Below are 17,854 nucleotides of genomic sequence, written 5' to 3'. Positions count from 1 at the left end.
TTCCTTTCTCAAATAGAGGTTTAGATGCATTTCCTAATGTACTGCTTGTTGATTTCAAACAGTTCATCCACAATTTTCACCGCGGCGTCCGTGCTGTTGATGGTGGGGTCACACAGCAGCGCCTGGAGGGCCAGCTCCTTAGAGCCCTGGGCCGCCGCCCGAATGGAAAGCCGCTGGGGGGAGACCTGCTGGTTCATTAAGCCGATCACACCGTCGGGCATATCGCGAACTACCCGCTTGTGCACGCCGTCTCCGTCCACCGTGATGGGCAGTTCTACCGCCACATCTCCGGGAAGCTGGCTTAAGGCGCCATCGTTATACACAATGGCGGAAGGAATGTTTCTGCGGTCGTTAAAGAAAATACTGGTGACTACATTGATGGCCTGCTCGCCGGAGGGGACCAGCCATTCGTCGATATCCTGTTCGCCGTTGACTAATGCGGCGATGGTTTTTTTCATCTCCACTCTGTCTTGAGCGTCCCAGTCAAAGTCGTAGCCATGCTCGCCCGCCTCATAGCCATAAGCCTGGTATTCGCCCAGGTGGTCGTCAGAGCAGGTGGGATACAGGCCGAAGAAGTGGAACATCTTTCTGGAATAGGGCATAAACGCAGGATCAAAGCTCTTTTCCTTTTCCCGGAACTCGGGGTACAGATCCTCCCCTGTCTCCTTATCCCGCACAGACATGATCCACTGGAAATGGTTCATACCGGCGCCGAACACTTCAATCGTTTCAGGGTCTCTGCCCAGGATCTGTGCCATATCGTGCTGGGCCATGAAGATGCCGTGGCACAGGCCGATACACTTGATCTTGGAGTACATGTTCACGCCCAGAATGATCCTGGTCTCCGGGTTCGAGAAGTTCAGGAACCAGGCGTTGGGGCAAAGCTCTTCCATATCGTGAACGATATCCATGATCACCGGGAAGGTCCTCATGGTGAAGAAGAGGGCGCCCGGGCCGCCGTTTTCTCCCAGGCAGTGGCGCACGCCGTACTTCTTGGGAACATTGAAATCCTGCTTCCACAGCTCGCAGCGCTCAATGGCCAGAGAATTGATAACAAAATCCGCTCCCGGCAGTACCTCACGGCGCTCGGTGGTCTTTTCGATCTTCAGGCCATAGCCGCTGTGCTCGTTGAGCTTAGCTGCCAAGCCGTACATCCTGTCCAGGTTTTCCTCGTCGATATCCACCAGGCACAGGGTGGCTCCCTTCATCTGAGGTGTGGTAAAGATATCCCGGAAGGTAGGCGTGCCAAAGGACATACTGCCCGCTCCGATAAATACGATCTTAGGCGCTCTCATAACAAATCTTTCCTTTCTGTTGTTCATTTTTTCCCGTGAAATTCTCCTCCAGCCAGGCCGCCAGCTCCTCCCGGTCAGGGCTTCTGCCCTGAGACACATAAAACCCGGAGACGCCGTTGGCCACCGCCAGCGCTTCTTCAGGTAACATGCCCTGAAGCAAAGCAAAGGCAAAGCCAGCGTTAAAATTATCTCCGCCGCCGGTGGAAAGCAAAGGATCCTGAATTTGACGGCCCACATGGCAGGAAACTTCCGCTTCCGTTGCGCAATAGGCTCTATCCAGCAGGTGGATCACCACCATTTCACAGGCAAGTCGATCTCGCAGCGCCGCAGCCAGGGCGGCTTTTTCTTTTGAAACGATCCCCAGGCTTTTCGCCAGGGTCTCGGCTTCATTCTGATTCAGGCTCAAAACCGTATTCAAGTATTTTGAGAATTCCCGAATCAACTCACCAGCCTCTCCCACTTCCTGTTCCGTCCTCTGAGAGCAGTCTGAAAGATCCAGCATCAGACGTTTCCGGGCAGTAAGCTTTGGAAAAACATCCTGCAAACACCCCTGCCAGATCGAGGTTGCGCCTGGCAGCTCGCTCCAGTTAAAAAACGCCAGCAGCTGGGCTTTTTCCATCATCTCCAAAAGGCGGGGAACAGAAAGCAGCTTGGTCAGGCACCGATAATCCACCTTTAGCCGGTCATTTCGCGCCAGCATCACCTTGCCGTCCCGAAACTCCAACGCCTCGCAAAGACCCGGATCACATAGGCTGTGCAATACACAAAGCTTTTCCAGCCCACGAAACACCGGGAGCGGCCGGGGTGTTCCAAAAGCGCCGATGCAGTCCACGCGCGCCCCCAGGCAGGCAATGGTTTGCGAGAAAATGGGCGCGTTCCCTCCCAGCTTTTCCGTTTGCAGCTTCAGCTCCATGGAACAGCTTTTCCAGGATCTTTCCTTAATATGGTCTCCAAACTCTTCCATGGTATCAAAGAATTCAGCTTCCGTACCGCCCGTCTGCCGGCAAACCCGAAGAATGCTGTCTACATATCCGTCAAAGCCCACGACCACGTTTGGAAGTTTTTTAGACGAGCGAATTTTCTTCACTATTCTTTCCAGAATATCCCTCCCCCTTCCTGGCAAAGCCGGTATTTTCAAATTCTTTAATCACCATACTTAAATGAAGGACAGCAATGTATACCCGGCAGTCAATTTTATTTTTTAGCTTAATTTTGTATATATAATAACTTTCCTGGTGCAAGAAGTCAACACCTTTTGATAAATTACCGCAACTTCTAGGTATCCAACAATAATTTGTTTTAGTTTTGTGCAAAACGCACAACGCTTGCTATGCGTTTTACTTTTTAGACTTCAATGTTTATATCATTAATCATATTAAATAAATCAATTTTATGCCCCTTTTTTTCGGTCTGCGATCCATGAAAAGGCAGTCACAACATTGCTGATCAAGAAACATGTTCTCAGACATTCTGCAATTTCTCAAAACCACTTTCCCGCAAAAGCAACCATACCCAGCCACAAAACAGATGGCACCGCTCTAAACAACCTCCCGCTTTTTGACGCAAAAAAACGGAAGACCCAAAAGGTCGCTTTCCCCTTTCTTAAATCCATTTGGCCCCTGCATTTCAGATAACTTTTTTACAGGTATAAAAAACCAATGGACTTGTAAACAATCCAGTGGTTTAACAAAGTCTTATCGCTGCTTTTGAGAGCAATTTTCAAGCAAGCGGTTAGTTCCTAAGATCTCGGCGCTTACCAGGTCGATCATTCTTTTTACGTTGACGGCGTGAATGGCGGGAACTTCATTTTCCCATAAGGGCGTAACCTGGTTTTCGACCCCTATGCGGTATTTTTGCAGAATTTCAAGACGCTGCCGTAAAAGCCATCTCTGCTCCTCAGGAGGGAAGGTGTCCAGAAAAAACGCAGCAATGGAAAAGATATTCGTATCATAGCTGAATTGCGGGATAGAGGCTTTCAGTGTATCGAGAAATGCGGCTCTCCCTTTTTCCGAAAGGCTTGTAAACCGTACGATCTGGCATAGCGTTTAGCTTTTTCCTACTCCTTTTCCTATTACGGAAAGAGAAAAGCACGGCTGCTTTTTTGAGAATACAGAAGCTGAACAAAGAGCAAATCGCCGTTCTGGCAACATTTGTTGTCTTTTCAGTGGGAGGACAGCTGATCCCCGTTGTCATTTCCGGGAAAGCTGTTCCATGGAGTTTTCTTCCCATGGGAATTTTGCCGCTTATCATGACCACTTTTTTGAAGAGTTCCTATTCCGCGGCTTTTTTCAGAGCAAGTTTGAAAAAGAATTCGGTATGCTGCCCACAATTTTTCTTTCCGGCTTGATGTTTTCTCTTTACCACTTAGGATATCCCGGGTTTCGCGATTTCGGAAGCATTCTCCTGCTATTCGCAGTGGGTGTCGCTTTGCCGCCGCCTATAAGCTTTCCGGCAACAGCCTGATCGTTGATTACTTCGTAAACCTGCCCAATGCTTTTGTGACTTATCTTTTGAAGCACGCGCGATTTCCTGTTATGAAACTATCCTCAACCATAGCGGCCGCTGTTATACTGTGCGTTTTAGCTGCGATCTCCATCACCCTGTCAGGCGTGAAAAAAGTGGTAAATGACAGCTTCTATAATCAGCGATCAGTCGTAGGTAGTTAGTTGCCGGAAAAGACAAGGGCACAAGGACGAGATCCTTCGCTGCCTTCGGCGGCTCAGGATGACAACCGGGTGACTTTTTTCCCTTAGCAACTAACATTTTGCAACTAATGACTAGTTTGCTAAACTATATATTGCTTTGTATTTCATTGCTAATTTCTCATTTCGCATTACCTATTATATCTGTTGACGTTCTCTCGTTGCCTGAAAGCACCCGAATCACATAAGGTGCTTTCTGCATAGCAGTTATCGCCATCCAGCATCTAATAAACGCCCTGCGCTTTGTTATGATTCCGAACAAAATTGAAGAGCTTGCTTCTTTCTCATACCGACACAAAAAAGAGCCCGCTTTACAGCGGGCTCTTTGAAACGAATGCTTTTTTGAACTTACAGCTTTTACTCTTCCTTCTGGGTTTCGGCAGGCGCCTGTGTCGTATCCGTATTTTCTTCGGAACCGGCTTCCGCGGGGAGTTTTTCTTCCTTTTGGCCGCCGGGCAAAAGCGTGCCGTTCATAACCTCCTGGAACTCTGTGCCGTCCAGCTTTTCCTTTTCGTACAGTACGCCGGCCAGGCGGTGCAGCTCATCGATGTGCTCCTTTAAGATCTGCTCAGTCTGCTGGTAGGCAGTGGAGATCAGCTTCTGGATCTCTTCATCGATCTCGGAGGCGGTCTGCTCGGAATAGTTGCTGATATGGCCCATTTCTTTGCCCAGGAAGGGGTTGGAATCGTCTGAGCCATAGGTGATCGGCCCCAGCTTTTCGCTCATGCCGTATTTTGTGACCATGGCACGTGCAATTTTTGTAGCCCGCTCGATATCGTTAGAAGCTCCGGTGGAGATATCGTCCAGCACCAGTGCTTCCGCTACCCGGCCACCCAACAGAACGATGAGCTCTTCCCGCATTTCGTTCCGGCTGCGGTAGGTGCGATCCTCAGAAGGCAGGTGCATGGTATAGCCCCCTGCCATGCCTCTGGGAATGATGGAGATCTGGTGCACCGGGTCCTGGGTGCCGCAATAATAAGTGGCGATGGCATGGCCCGCCTCGTGATAGGCGGTCAGCTTCTTTTCCTTTTCATTCATCACCCTGCTCTTCTTCTCGGTGCCTACCACCACCTTAATGGTGGCTTCCTCGATTTCCGGCATGGTGATAGCCTTGTGGTTTTTCCGGGCGGCCAGCAGAGCGGCCTCGTTCAGAAGATTTTCAAGGTCCGCCCCGGTAAAGCCCGCGGTGGACTTGGCAATGGTGGAAAGCACCACATCGGGGGCCAGGGGCTTCCCCTTGGCGTGTACCCGCAGAATATCCTCACGGCCCCTGACATCGGGATAGCCCACCGTCACCTGGCGGTCAAAACGGCCGGGACGCATCAGGGCGGGATCCAGAATATCGGGGCGGTTGGTGGCGGCGATCATGATCACGCCCTCGTTGGCGCCGAAGCCGTCCATTTCCACCAACAGCTGGTTCAGGGTCTGCTCTCTCTCATCGTGCCCGCCGCCCAGGCCCGCGCCTCTCTGGCGGCCTACGGCGTCGATCTCATCGATAAAGATAATGCAAGGGTGGTTCTTTTTCGCTTTCTCAAACAGGTCGCGAACGCGAGAAGCGCCTACGCCTACAAACATTTCCACAAAATCGGAACCGGAAATAGAGAAGAACGGCACACCCGCTTCTCCCGCCACAGCCCTGGCCAGCAGAGTTTTACCGGTGCCGGGAGGGCCCACCAGCAGCACGCCCTTGGGAATACGGGCGCCCAGGGAATTGTACTTTGCCGGATTGCGGAGGAACTCCACGATCTCCCGCAGCTCTTCCTTTTCCTCATCGGCCCCGGCCACATCGGCAAAGGTGGTTTTGCGCTTTTCATCGCTCATCTGCTTGATCTTCGCCTTGCCGAAGTTCATCTGCTTGTCGCCGCCGCCCATGCTGTTGCCCAGGCGGCGCATCATAAACACCCAGAAGATGATCAGCCCCGCAAACAGGATCAGGGTGGGAAGCAGGCTTAAAAACCAGCTGGTTTCCACCGGGCGGATAATATCCTGCACCATTTTGGCGTCGGGGTGCTCTTCGTTATACTCCCGAATGGATTGGGACACGTTCTGATAGAACAGATCCACGCTGGGAAGCTCGAAATCGATTTGTGTGCCAGCATCGTTATTCAACTTCAGCCGCAGGTCTCCCGTTCCCAGATTCAGCTTGTATTCCGTGACCTGCCCGGTCTCGAAATAGTCAATAATGTCGGAATACTTATACGCCGCCTGCTCAGGCCCCCGGCCCTGGAGCAAAAAGATGATGATAAACAGCACCACCACCGGGATCCCCAGATACAAGAGAAGCGTGCGCAGCGTTTTTCGATTGCTGTTCAAAAATTTGTCCTCCTAAACTCTATTGCTTATCACCAGACAGCACCAGCAAAAACCAGCGCCGTCTTGTTTCCCCAGTTATTAAGGGACCCTGCGTGGCAAAGCCAAAGAAAGGCCGCCCGCTTTCAAACAATAACCTTCTCCCTTTTTCCGCCGGTTATTCGTACACCGAAGGCTCCAGGATACCCACAAAAGGCAGGTTGCGGTATTTTTCGGCATAATCCAGGCCATAGCCCACAATAAAGGCGTCCGGGATCACAGAGCCCACGTAAGCGGCCTTGATCTCCACCTCCCGGCGCTCGGGCTTGTCAAACAGCGTACAGATCTGTATGCTTTTCGGGTTTCTATCTCGCAAAAGTTCGATCAGGTAGCTCAAAGTCTTGCCGCTGTCCAGAATATCCTCTACCAAAACGATGTCATAGCCGGAAAGAGGGATATCCAGATCCTTGATGATCTTTACCACACCGCTGGTCTTTGTGCCGGAGCCATAGCTGGAGGTGGCCATAAAATCGATCTTAGCGGGAATGTTGATGGAGCGCATCAGATCCGCCATAAATACCACAGAGCCCTTCAGCACGCTGACAAGCAGCAGATTTTTATCCTTGTAGTCCCGGGAGATCTCTTTTCCCACACGCTCTACCATAACGGCGATCTGCCGCTCGGTAAACAGCACTTCCTGAATGTCCTCCATCATTGCGCTGCGTTCTACCATAGTCTCGACCCTTTCCCTCTTCGCAAATATCCTCAAAGCCCTCATTGCTTCGGTTTAACAGCCGCAGGCCGGTTTTGGCTCTTTCTCCCGGATCGTCACAAAAAGCGCCCGGCGGGTTTTTTCCGTAACCCTCGCTTCCTGAGAAACGCCGACCCCTTCACAGAAGACGAGCCTTCCGTCACATTCCAGCAGTACCGCGGCTTTTCTCTTTTCCGGCGGCATGCCGCATTCCTGAAACACCTGCTTCAGATTTTTGGAAAGCTTTCTGCCCGGGGGGGAAAATCTATCCCCCTCCCGGCGGCTTCTGGCTATTAAATTGGCTGTAATTATATCATAATCCAGAGCGTTTTTGAATAACAAATTATGAATTTTTTGCCTATTTTCCGCAAAAGGCAGTTCCTTTATCTCCAAAACCAGAAGTTTTCTCCCTGGAAGCGGGGTTTCCCCCAAGCTTACCGGAAGAAAAAAAGGCTCCGCTTTCTCCTTTCGAAAAGCGGAAAGGGTCCCCTGGGCCCTGCGCACCGTGACACCGCCGGGCAGAGAAGCCGCGCCGCCCTGCTTCAGGCATGTCTTTACCGCGTCCAGATGCTTTTTTTCCAATCTGCCGCAGCCCAGGCCTTCTAACCACAGCTTTACCGCCCGCATCGAAAGGGCTTCCTCCGCTTCCAGCAAAGCTTCCGCGTTCAGCCCGTATTCTCCTTTCACAGCTTCCAAAAGCTTTCCACTTTCCCGCTCCAGAAATTCCCGATCTATTTTCAGAAGCTCCGCTGCCTGAGAAAAGGCCTGGGACATCCGGGGATTCAGTTCCCTCAACACGGGCAGCACCTCCAGGCGAAGCTTATTCCTTGTGTATTCTTCGGAAAAATTACTGCTGTCCGTTACATAGGAAAGCTGATAAAAGGCGCAATAGGCCTCGATTTCATTTCTGCTTGCCCGCAGCAGCGGGCGCAGCACCTTTCCCCTGCTTTGGGGGATCCCGCACAGGCCGTCGAGCCCTGTGCCCCTGCACAGGTTTAAGAGCATGGTTTCCGCATTATCCTCGGCATGGTGTGCGGTAAGAATTCTGTCGCTTTCCCCCTTTGCGAGAGAGTAAAAAAAGCTGTACCGCACCTCTCTGCCGCATTCCTCCAGGCCCATTCCCTTCTTTTCGGCAAGGGCTTTTACATCTTCCCGCAAAAGCGCAAAACGAAGCCCCAGCCTCTGGGCAAAGGCCCCGGCGGCGGCTTCGTCCTGTTCTGCTTCTTTCCCCCGAAGCAGGTGGTTCACATGGGCCAGAATGATACGCTCCGGCGAAATTTTTGTTGTAAGCCAATGGGCCAGGGCGGTGGAATCCGCTCCACCGGAAAAGCCCACGACTACAAGGCCCGTTTCCGGAAGTCCGGAAAGATCCCCGGCGGAAAAGAAGACCTCACTCATGGCGAATGACCTCCCGTGAGGTAAAGCGCATATATTCACCCTGCCAGTGGACCGGAATGGTATCCGTACTGCCATGGCGGTTTTTTGCCACGATGATCTCCGCGGCGTTCGTGTCCATATTTTCTGTGATCTCCCCGCCTTCACTGGTGGCATTGTAGGCTTCTCTATGGAGAAAGATCACGATATCGGCATCCTGCTCGATAGAGCCGGAATCTCTCAGCTCGGAAAGGCCGGGCCTGTGATCCTTTGCCCGATCAGTAGGACGGCGCAGCTGAGACATGGCGATCACCGGCACGTCCAATTCCTTTGCCATGATTTTCAGACTTCGGGTAATTTCAGTAATTTCCTGCACTCGGTTATCGATACGCCGGGCGCTATTCATCAGCTGCAAATAGTCCACCAGCACCAGATCCACACCGCCCAGCCTGCGCAGCTTTGCCTTCATTTCCGGCACGGTGATACTGGGGTTATCGTCAAAATACATTTCCGCCTTGGAGAGAATATCTCCCGCTTCCACCAGCTTGACCCAATCTCCTTCGGTCAGGTCTCCGGAGCGGAGCCTATTGCCCTCTACCACGGCTTCCGCGGACAACAGACGGGAAACCAGCTGCTCCCGGCCCATTTCCAGGGAGAAAAAGGCCACCCGCCGCTTTCCGGTAACAGAAGCGTGCCGGGCAATATTCAGGCCGAAGCTGGTCTTTCCCACACCGGGACGGGCGGCCAAAACGATCAGATCTGACCGGTTCAGGCCCGTGATCAGCGCATCCAGCTCTCCAATGCCGGTAGGGATCCCCTTATACTTATCTCTGTCCGGGGAATTGAGCAGATCCAGGCGGTCAAAGGTCTCCAGCAGGATCTCCCGCACCGGCTGAAGCCCCCGCATGTTCTTTCCCTGACGGATATCGAAGATCCGCTGCTCCGCCATATCCAGCAGCAGGGAGGATTCCTCCGTGCCCTCGCTGGCATCGTCCAGAATATGCCGGGCCGCCTGCATCAGCGTGCGCACATCGTACTTGTCCCGAACGATATTGGCATAGACCGCCACATTGGAAAGGGAAGGGACCAGCTGGGCCAGCTGAGTTAAATATACCTTCCCGGTGGCCTCGTCAAATTCCTCATTTTCCTTCAGTTTTTCCAGCACGGTGACAAAATCCACCGGCAGGCCCAGGGTGAACATTTCCAGCATGACCCCGTAGATCATCTGATTGTTCACCGCGTAGAAATACTCTGCCTTCGGCAGGATCTCCGCCACCGTGGCAAGGCAGGAGGGCTCCAGCAGCACAGCGCCCAGCACAGACTGCTCCGCCTCCAGGCTAAAGGGCATGCTGAGCCCCGGCTCCGCCTGGCTGTTTGTTTCGTAGGGCATAGGATTCCCCCCTTGTTATAGATATACTAGATTCCAGATGCTAGATGCTGGACGGTGGACGGTGGCGGCGCTGCGCAGCGCTTTGATAAAAAAGGACAACACACTGTAGGGACAGCCCTCCGGGCTGTCTGTGGGCTTTGCACGTAACTTGCGGACAGCCCGGAGGGCTGTCCCTACAAGTAAGTTACGATTAGTCACTGATTTTGCCTTAATAATTGCTCATTTCTCGTTGCTAATTCCTAATTGCTTTGCCCTTCTCTAACGACTAACAACTAACGACTAATTACTGCTTCTCGCAGACCGCCACACTCAGGGTGGCGGTAATGCCGCTGTAGAATTTCACGTCGAAATTGTAAGTACCAAAAGCCTTGATATCATTTTCCAGCACGATCTTCCGCTTTTCCACCTCTACCCCAAACTGCTTTCCGATCTCCTCGGCAATCTCCTTTGCGGTAACAGAGCCAAACAGCTTTCCGCCCTGTCCGGCTTTCCCATAGATCTTCAGGGTCTTTCCGGAAAGAGCGTCGGCGTTTTTCTGCGCCTGCTCTGTTTCAGTTTTGATCTTATACTCCTTGGCCGCCTCGGCGTTTTTCAGCTCGTTCATGGCCTGGGCGTTGGCTTCCTTCGCAAGCTTCCTGGGCAGCAGGAAATTCCTTGCGTACCCGTCGGAGACATTGACAAGCTCTCCTTTTTTTCCAATGGACTTTACGTCCTGCAGCAATACTACCTTCATCTTTGCTCATCCTTTCCTGACAGAATTTTTATGTACTTTCTAGCAGTTTCATCCGTTTTCCGGTCTCTACCGCTGTGCGGAAACATATTTCTTCCAAGCCGGCGCCCTTTTCATGTAAAATACCGCCATTCCAGCCCGCATCGTCCACGGTATCAGTGGCGTAGAAAAACTCCGCGAAGTGCACTCCCCGGAATCGGGCGACTGCCGCCAGGCTGGCGCATTCCATTTCTACCGAAATGCAGCCCTGCTCCTTCCGCCTGGAGGCTTTTGCGCGGGTCTCGCGGTAGAAGGCATCGGTAGTCCAGGTTTTTCCTTCCGTATAGGGAACTCCCAGCTCCGTCATAGCGGCCCGGCAGGCGTTCACATCCGCCGGAGACAGCTCCACCTCATCTGACGCAGGCAGATAGTGGTAAGACAGGCCCTCGTCCCGGATTGCGGCGGTAGGCAGCAGCAATTTTCCGTGAGAAACATTTTTTACCAGCACTCCCGCAGCGCCAAAAAACACAAAATACTTTCCGCCCTTGGGGATACTTTCCTCCAGGACGGAAGCAGCGGCCGGGCCGCCTATCATGGGCATGTATACCGCCGCCTTGGCGCCATAGGCCTCTACCTCATAAATTGGAAATGTGCCGGTACAGCAACTAAAGCGGCTGATTTCCAGACCTCCAAAGCGTTTCAGCACCCAGTCCATAATCGGCTTGGAAAAAACGCCGATACAGAGCTCTGGAAACCCCTCTACCGGGCGGCAGCATTCCTCCGGATTGATAATTGCCCGGCGCTCCGAATCAAACTCATCGTATATCATTTTGCGAGCACCTCTCTAATTTGCCGCAGTTTCCTGAAGCTTCACGTCCAGCGTGCGAACCAGCGCCCGGCGGGCGTCGCTCATGCTGATGTTCTTGATCTGGGCTCCGGCCTGGGTAAAATGGCCGCCGCCGCCGAATTCCTCCAAGATCACCTGCACATTGATATCTCCCAGGCTTCGGGCAGAGATATTCACATCGGTCCCGGTGCGGTACAGCACGAAAGAAGCCCGCACCCCCTGAATGGACAAAAGCTCGTCGGCAGCCTGGGCCGCCGCTACCCGCAGATCCTCAAAATCCCAGTTGGAGGTGGCAATGGCGCAGCCCTTATAAAGCTCCGCCCCGGACACCAGCTGGGCCTTTTGCTTATAGCTGTCTAGCGTATTGGAAAACAGCTTCTTTACCGTTACGGTATCAGCTCCGCGCCTGCGCAGGAAGGCGGAAGCCTCAAAGGTTCGCACACCTGTTTTCAGCACAAAATTTTTCGTATCCAGCGCAATGCCGGCCATCAGCGCCTCGGCATCGATGCTGTCAATGGCGGAGCCTCTGATGTACTGCACCAGCTCTGTTACCATTTCGGAGGCGGAGCTGGCATAGGGCTCATGATAGAAGATCAGAGCGTTTTTGATGTGAGAGATCATCATTCTGTGATGGTCGATCACCACGATCCGGGGAATATGCTCCAGCAGATCGGAGTTCTCTACAAAATTCACCGAGTGGGTATCCACTACAATCAACAGGGAGCGCTCCGTGGCGCTCTGCATTGCCTCAGCGGGAGAAATAAACAGGGCCTCTTCCTGCCCATAGGCTTCCTCTACACGGTCCACCAGCGCTCCTGCCAGCGTTTGTCCCCTGTTCAGGACGATGCTGGCGGGCTTTTCCAGCCCCTTGCGAATAGCCGCCCACATTCCCACCGCGGCGCCGATACTGTCCAGGTCGGAATTTCTGTGGCCCATGAGAAACACATGGTCGCTGCCCTTTACATGGTCGGAGAGCGTGGCGGCAATGACCCTGGTACGCACTTTATCCCGCTTTTCCACACCCTTGGAAAGGCCGCCGAAAAACTCGTAAGTATCGCCCTGCTGCTTTACCGCCACCTGGTCGCCGCCTCGGCCCAGAGCCATATCCAGGGCCTGCCGGGCCCAGCGCTCGCTTTCCGCGGCGGTATCCGCGCCCCGGCCCACGCCGATGGACACCGTGGCGCTCATGCCACTGGCGCTTTTTACCTCCCGTACATCGTCCAGCATGCGGAATCGCCGCTGCTTGGCGGCCTCCACATGGGCGTCGTCTGTGACCACCAGATACCGGCCGTTGTTCAGCCGGCGGATAAAGCCGCCCATATCCTCCACCGCCCAACGGCGCAGCACGGCCTCCACATCGGCCGTGATCCGGGAATCATCGCCGCCGGAGCTGTTTCGGATCAATTCTTCCTGATTATCAAATACCGCCACACACACTACCGTTTTCTTTTCCCGGTATTCCTTGTGAATGGCCTTAAAGTAGGTATCGTCCACAAAATAAAAAATGTAACCTGCCTTTGCCCGGGCGCTGTATACCGTATATTCCCGCCCCCGGTAGGAAACCGCCGCGCCCTTCTCCCCCATGACCTGCCGAAAGGTTTTGGGGTAAAGGAACCGAAGGATATTTTCTCCCAGATATTCTCCGCCGCCGCACAGGCTGGCGGAGAATGCCTCGTTGGCCCATACAATATCTCCCGCCGGGGCCGCCACCGCCACAGGCAGGGCAAATTCATCAAGGGCATGCCGTTCCTCGGCGGTCAGCACCCGCTTCGCGCTTTTTACAGCCAGAGACACATTTCTGCGGTACAAAATGTCGGAGGTGAATACAGAAAGCAGCGCGAGCACCGCCGCCGTCAACTCCACCGCGGCGGCGATCTTATTAAAGCGATAGGTGATGACCGCCATAACAATCATGCCCGCCGCCATCAGATAAAAAAGAGGAGAGATCACCCAAACCTTTTTCCTGCGCACTGTACTTCACCCCGCCCTTTCGCCTTCCTCGCCGTTCCTTTTTGCGGTAAAAGCCCTTACACTTCCATAATGATCGGCAGGATCATCGGATTGCGCTGGGTCTTCCGGTACAGGAACCGGGAAAGCTCTTCCTTCACATTCTGCTTCAGCCCCGTCCAGTCACGGACGTGCTCTCTTGCACAGCTTTCCAGAGTATTATACACCAGCTTTCGCGCTTCGTCCATAAGCTGTTCTGATTCTCTGACATACACAAAGCCCCGGGATACGATATCCGGGCCGGAAACCACATGGCCGGAGTTGGAATCGATAGAGCAGACCGCCACGATCAGGCCGTCCTCCGCCAGATGCTTTCTGTCCCGCAGTACCACGCTGCCCACATCGCCAACGCCCAGGCCGTCCACCATGACGCTGCCGGCGGGAACGTCTCCCAGCTGCCGCATATGGTCCTCATGCAGCTCCAGCACATTGCCAATGGTACCGATAAAAATATTCTCCCTCGGCATTCCCATGGCCATAGCCAGCCCGGCGTGCTTTTGCAGGTGCTTTTGCTCACCGTGAACGGGAATAAAGTATTTGGGCTTTGTCAGCCCCTGCATGAGCTTCAATTCCTCCTGGCAGGCGTGGCCGGACACATGTACCTCGTACATGGATTCATAGATCACGGTACAGCCCTGCTTCAAAAGCTCATCTACCACGGCCCCTACGGTCTTTTCGTTGCCGGGAATGGGCCGGGCGGAGAGAATGATAAAATCATTGGGATTGATGGCCACCTGCCGGTGGTCGGAAAATGCCATTCTGGTCAAGGCGGACATGGGCTCTCCCTGGCTTCCTGTAGTGATCAGCACCAGCTGCCCCGGCTCATAGCGGTTGATGAGGTTCAGATCCACCAACACGCCATCCGGAATATGCAGATACCCCAGCTCGCTGGCAATGCCCATCACATTCACCATGCTTCTGCCGGAAAGGGCCACCTTGCGCCCATACTTCACGGCACAGTTGATGATCATCTGCACCCGGCTGATGGAGGAAGCGAAGGTCGCCACGATAATGCGCTTGCCTTCCGCCCGCTGGAACAGGGCGTCCAGGGAATTATTGACCGTTTGCTCTGTCTGGGTATAGCCGGGGCGCTCCGCGTTGGTGGAATCCGCCAGCAGGGCCAGCACGCCTTCCTTTCCCAGCTCCGCGAACCTGGCTAAGTCGATCATTCTGCCCTCGGCGGGGGTGCAATCTATTTTGAAATCTCCGGTGTGCACCACCACGCCCGCCGGGCTGTGAATGGCCAGCGCCACGGCGTCCGCAATAGAATGGTTTACATGGATCAATTCGATCTCCATGCACCCCATGCGGATTCTGGAACCCGGAGGGGTCACGAAAAGCCGGGCAGACCCGGTAAGGCCGTGCTCCTGAAGCTTTCCTTCGATCAGTCCCACCGTCAGCGCGGTGGCGTATACCGGCACATTCAGCTTTTTCAAAAGATAAGGGATCGCTCCGATATGATCCTCATGGCCGTGGGTGATCACGATGCCCCGAATTTTATCTCTGTTTTTTTCCACAAAGGTGAAATCCGGGATCACCAGATCCACCCCCAGCATTTCCTCATCGGGAAAGCTGAGGCCGCAGTCAACGATGACCATATCGCCCTGGCATTCATACACGGTAAAATTCTTGCCGATCTCGTTGAGGCCTCCCAGAAAATAGGCCCGAATGGGGGGCTTCACTTTCTGCCGGCCCCTTCCCTTCTTTTGCTGGGGCCGCGCCGAGGCTTCCGCCGCGGCCGCCTGTTGAGCGGCCTGTGCCTGCTGTGCCGCGGCGATGGGCGCGGTTCCGAGGTTTTGGCGCCTGCGGGACTGGCCGCCCCGGCTTCCTGCCGCTTTTTTCTGTTCCGTTTTCTGTGCGGGTTCCGCTTTGGGAGCTCCCGCTTTTTTAGGCGGGGTACGCCTGGCTGTTCCAGCCTTCGGCGTGCTCTTTCCCGCTGAACTGTTTTTAGGGGTCTTTTCCTGTCCGGCTTCCCCGGACTGCGAACGCTTCGCTCCGCTTTCCGGCTTCCGCCGCTGCCCCGCAGCCGGTTTCTTCGGCCCGGCGATCTTTCCGATCTGAGGCGCGTCCACGGCGCCGCTGAGAACCTGATCCTGCTTCCTGCCTGTGTTTCCGTTGCTTGCCGGCGTCCGGCGGGGGCGGCTGTTTTTCTCTGCCACTGTAATTTCCTCCTGTTTTTTCAAAGTAAAATTAAAAATTTGTCTTCACAAAATGGCAGCGGCTTTTCCCTGCTTTACCAAAATACCGTGGCGCTGCTTTTTTGCGCACAACGGCCTGCCGGACCCTCAAAAAACGGAATAACACCAGAAGCGCCGGATATTTCCCCGGCGCTTTCTGCCTGTTTTCTGCTTTCGACGATCCGGCCCGGAAGCCTTCGGCGCTTCCGGCAGGCGAATGTTCACCCGCTGCCTTTTCTGAATCCGTTCTATCAAAAGCGGTCTCACCGCAAAATGATCCAAAACTGGAAAAGCAAAAGTACGCGGATCCTATCCCCGTCTGACTTTGCTTTTCCTATATTTTACCTTTTCCGGGCAATGCTGTCAAGCCGGATTCTTTTGGAAAGCCTTCGCTCCCCGCCTCACAAGACTCTTTCTTTTCCAGTTTTTGCCGAAATCGTGACTGTTATTCCGCTTTTTGCCTGAAAGCGTGAAAAAATTTTTTCAAAGTCCGCTTTGGGGTATTGAAAAGTATACTAAAAAGGTGTATATTAAACCTGTTCTGACAAAAACTATGGCAACGCCGCACCTTAGAGTTGTGCGGGCTGCCTGAAAATAAGGAAAGGAACGTGGTCATTCCTATGAGGAAAACGGTTTATGCGGATAACGCCGCCACCACCGCTGTTTCGCCCGAGGTTCTGGAAGCGATGCTCCCCTTTTACCGGGAGGCTTACGGAAACCCCTCCAGCCTTTACGGGCTGGGGCAGGAGGCAAAGGCTGCTCTGGAGGAAGCCAGAGCCACAGCAGCTCAGTGCCTGGGGGCCGACCAAAGAGAGATCTATTTTACCGGCTGCGGCAGTGAAAGCGACAACTGGGCCATTAAGGGTGCGGCCCGAACCCTTCGAAGCAAGGGCAAAGATCACATTATCACCACCGCCTTCGAGCATCACGCGGTGCTGCACACCTGTGCCGCACTGGAAAAAGAGGGCTTTTCCGTCACCTATCTGGACGTACACAGAAACGGCATTGTCCGTCCTGAAGAAGTAGAGGCCGCCATCACGGATCGAACGGCTCTTGTCACCATTATGTACGCCAACAATGAGATCGGCACCATTCAGCCCATTGCCGCGATCGGAGCCATCTGCAAGCGGCACGGCGTGCTGTTTCACACCGACGCGGTACAGGCTGTGGGGAATGTGGAAATCAACGTAAAAGAGCAGAATATCGACCTGCTTTCTCTCAGCGGCCACAAGCTCCATGCGCCCAAGGGCGTGGGCGCTTTGTATGTGCGAAACGGCACGGTTCTTCAAACCCTTCTGGACGGCGGCGCCCAGGAACGGGGAAAACGGGCCGGCACAGAAAACGTGGCGGGGATCGTTGGGCTGGGCGTTGCCATGAAGCACGCCTGCTCCACCATAGAGGAACGGGCCGCCCGGCTGACGCCCCTGCGGGACAAGCTGATCGAGGGGCTTTCCAAAATTCCCCGCAGCCACTTGAACGGCGACCGGGAGCATCGGCTGCCGGGCAACGTCAGCTTCTGCTTTGAGGGCGTGGAGGGAGAGTCTCTTCTTTTAATGCTGGATCTCAAAGGGATCTGCGCTTCCTCCGGCTCCGCCTGCACCAGCGGCTCTCTGGACCCCAGCCATGTGCTGCTTTCCATTGGGCTGCCCCATGAGGTGGCTCACGGCTCCGTGCGGCTTTCCCTGGGGGACTGCAACACGGAAGAGGACGTGGACTACATTTTGGAGACCCTGCCCCCTATCATCGAGCGCCTGCGCTCCATGTCCCCCCTGTGGGACGCCATTCAGCAGGGAAAAGTAAACTACGATTTATAATAATAAAGCGTACAGCTTTCAGGAAAGGAAATGTAATATGGCATACAGCGCAAAGGTAATGGATCACTTTTCCAATCCCAGAAATGTGGGAGAAATGAAAGACCCCAGCGGCGTGGGCGAGGTGGGAAACCCGAAATGCGGCGATATCATGAGAATGTATCTCAAGGTGGAAAACAACATCATCACCGATGTTTCCTTTATGACCTTCGGCTGCGGGGCGGCCATCGCCACCAGCAGCATGGCAACCGAAATGATCAAGGGAAAGTCCATTGACGACGCCTTGAAGCTCACCAACAAGGCGGTCATGGAGGCCCTGGACGGTTTGCCGCCGGTAAAGGTGCATTGCTCCGTACTGGCGGAACAGGCCATCAAATCCGCCGTGGCGGATTACTACAGGCGGCAGGGCATTGACCCCACGCCCATTGTGGGGGAAATTCCGGAGTGCGAGGCTTGCCACGGTTAGTTGTTAGTAATTAATTGTTAGTAGTTAGAAAAAAGG

The 17,854-nt window shown here is 54.0% G+C and carries 13 protein-coding genes; 3 read left to right on the top strand and 10 right to left on the bottom strand.

The annotated features are described in order from the left end of the window. Positions 1–20 precede the first annotated feature (20 nt). Positions 21–1,295 (bottom strand): family 4 glycosyl hydrolase, encoded by a 1,275-nt coding sequence (locus U8T64_RS10395; RefSeq protein WP_322183342.1) that lies wholly within the window; start codon positions 1,293–1,295, stop codon positions 21–23. Next, a complete protein-coding gene (locus tag U8T64_RS10390) occupies positions 1,282–2,382 on the bottom strand; it encodes a PfkB family carbohydrate kinase (RefSeq protein WP_322183341.1) in 1,101 nt (366 codons plus the stop codon). The genes U8T64_RS10395 and U8T64_RS10390 overlap by 14 nt, the downstream gene beginning before the upstream one ends. A 1,124-nt stretch (positions 2,383–3,506) precedes the next feature. Between U8T64_RS10390 and U8T64_RS10385 the strand changes: the two genes are divergently transcribed. Next, complete coding sequence (locus U8T64_RS10385) at positions 3,507–3,758, top strand: CPBP family intramembrane glutamic endopeptidase (RefSeq protein WP_322183340.1); 252 nt, start codon at positions 3,507–3,509, stop codon at positions 3,756–3,758. A gap of 596 nt (positions 3,759–4,354) precedes the next feature. Here U8T64_RS10385 and ftsH read toward each other — a convergent pair. From ftsH to U8T64_RS10345, 8 genes are all read right to left on the bottom strand, one after another. Further along, the gene (gene ftsH, locus U8T64_RS10380; protein WP_367575418.1) at positions 4,355–6,310 is read right to left on the bottom strand and encodes an ATP-dependent zinc metalloprotease FtsH; all 1,956 of its coding nucleotides are present in this window, start codon (positions 6,308–6,310) and stop codon (positions 4,355–4,357) included. 154 nt (positions 6,311–6,464) lie between these two features. Beyond that, the gene (hpt, locus tag U8T64_RS10375; RefSeq protein WP_322183380.1) at positions 6,465–7,001 is read right to left on the bottom strand and encodes a hypoxanthine phosphoribosyltransferase; all 537 of its coding nucleotides are present in this window, start codon (positions 6,999–7,001) and stop codon (positions 6,465–6,467) included. Between the two features lie 72 nt (positions 7,002–7,073). Beyond that, positions 7,074–8,435, bottom strand: a complete 1,362-nt coding sequence (tilS, locus tag U8T64_RS10370) for a tRNA lysidine(34) synthetase TilS (RefSeq protein WP_322183339.1) — start codon at positions 8,433–8,435, stop codon at positions 7,074–7,076. Then, complete coding sequence (gene dnaB, locus U8T64_RS10365) at positions 8,428–9,801, bottom strand: replicative DNA helicase (RefSeq protein ID WP_322183338.1); 1,374 nt, start codon at positions 9,799–9,801, stop codon at positions 8,428–8,430. The genes tilS and dnaB overlap by 8 nt, the downstream gene beginning before the upstream one ends. Before the next feature lie 283 nt (positions 9,802–10,084). After that, positions 10,085–10,534 (bottom strand): 50S ribosomal protein L9, encoded by a 450-nt coding sequence (rplI, locus tag U8T64_RS10360; protein ID WP_322183337.1) that lies wholly within the window; start codon positions 10,532–10,534, stop codon positions 10,085–10,087. 28 nt (positions 10,535–10,562) lie between these two features. Continuing rightward, entirely contained in the window at positions 10,563–11,339 is a 777-nt protein-coding gene (locus U8T64_RS10355; RefSeq protein ID WP_322183336.1) for a nucleoside phosphorylase, read from the bottom strand. A gap of 15 nt (positions 11,340–11,354) precedes the next feature. Further along, the gene (locus tag U8T64_RS10350; RefSeq protein WP_322183335.1) at positions 11,355–13,328 is read right to left on the bottom strand and encodes a DHH family phosphoesterase; all 1,974 of its coding nucleotides are present in this window, start codon (positions 13,326–13,328) and stop codon (positions 11,355–11,357) included. A 56-nt stretch (positions 13,329–13,384) separates the two neighbouring features. After that, a complete protein-coding gene (locus U8T64_RS10345) occupies positions 13,385–15,523 on the bottom strand; it encodes a ribonuclease J (RefSeq protein ID WP_322183334.1) in 2,139 nt (712 codons plus the stop codon). A 638-nt stretch (positions 15,524–16,161) separates the two neighbouring features. Between U8T64_RS10345 and nifS the strand changes: the two genes are divergently transcribed. Together nifS and nifU are read left to right on the top strand one after the other, a co-directional pair. Then, entirely contained in the window at positions 16,162–17,355 is a 1,194-nt protein-coding gene (gene nifS / locus U8T64_RS10340) for a cysteine desulfurase NifS (protein ID WP_322183333.1), read from the top strand. 37 nt (positions 17,356–17,392) lie between these two features. Next, on the top strand, positions 17,393–17,818 hold the full coding sequence (nifU, locus tag U8T64_RS10335) for a Fe-S cluster assembly scaffold protein NifU (protein WP_322183332.1): 426 nt from the start codon (positions 17,393–17,395) through the stop codon (positions 17,816–17,818). Positions 17,819–17,854: the final 36 nt, after the last annotated feature.

It is taken from the genome of Neglectibacter caecimuris, assembly GCF_034335015.1.
In the GTDB taxonomy this organism is placed as follows: Bacteria; Bacillota; Clostridia; order Oscillospirales; family Acutalibacteraceae; genus Acutalibacter; species Acutalibacter caecimuris_A.
Note: the sequence above shows the minus strand (reverse complement) of the source record. Positions and strands in the feature narration are given on the sequence as shown.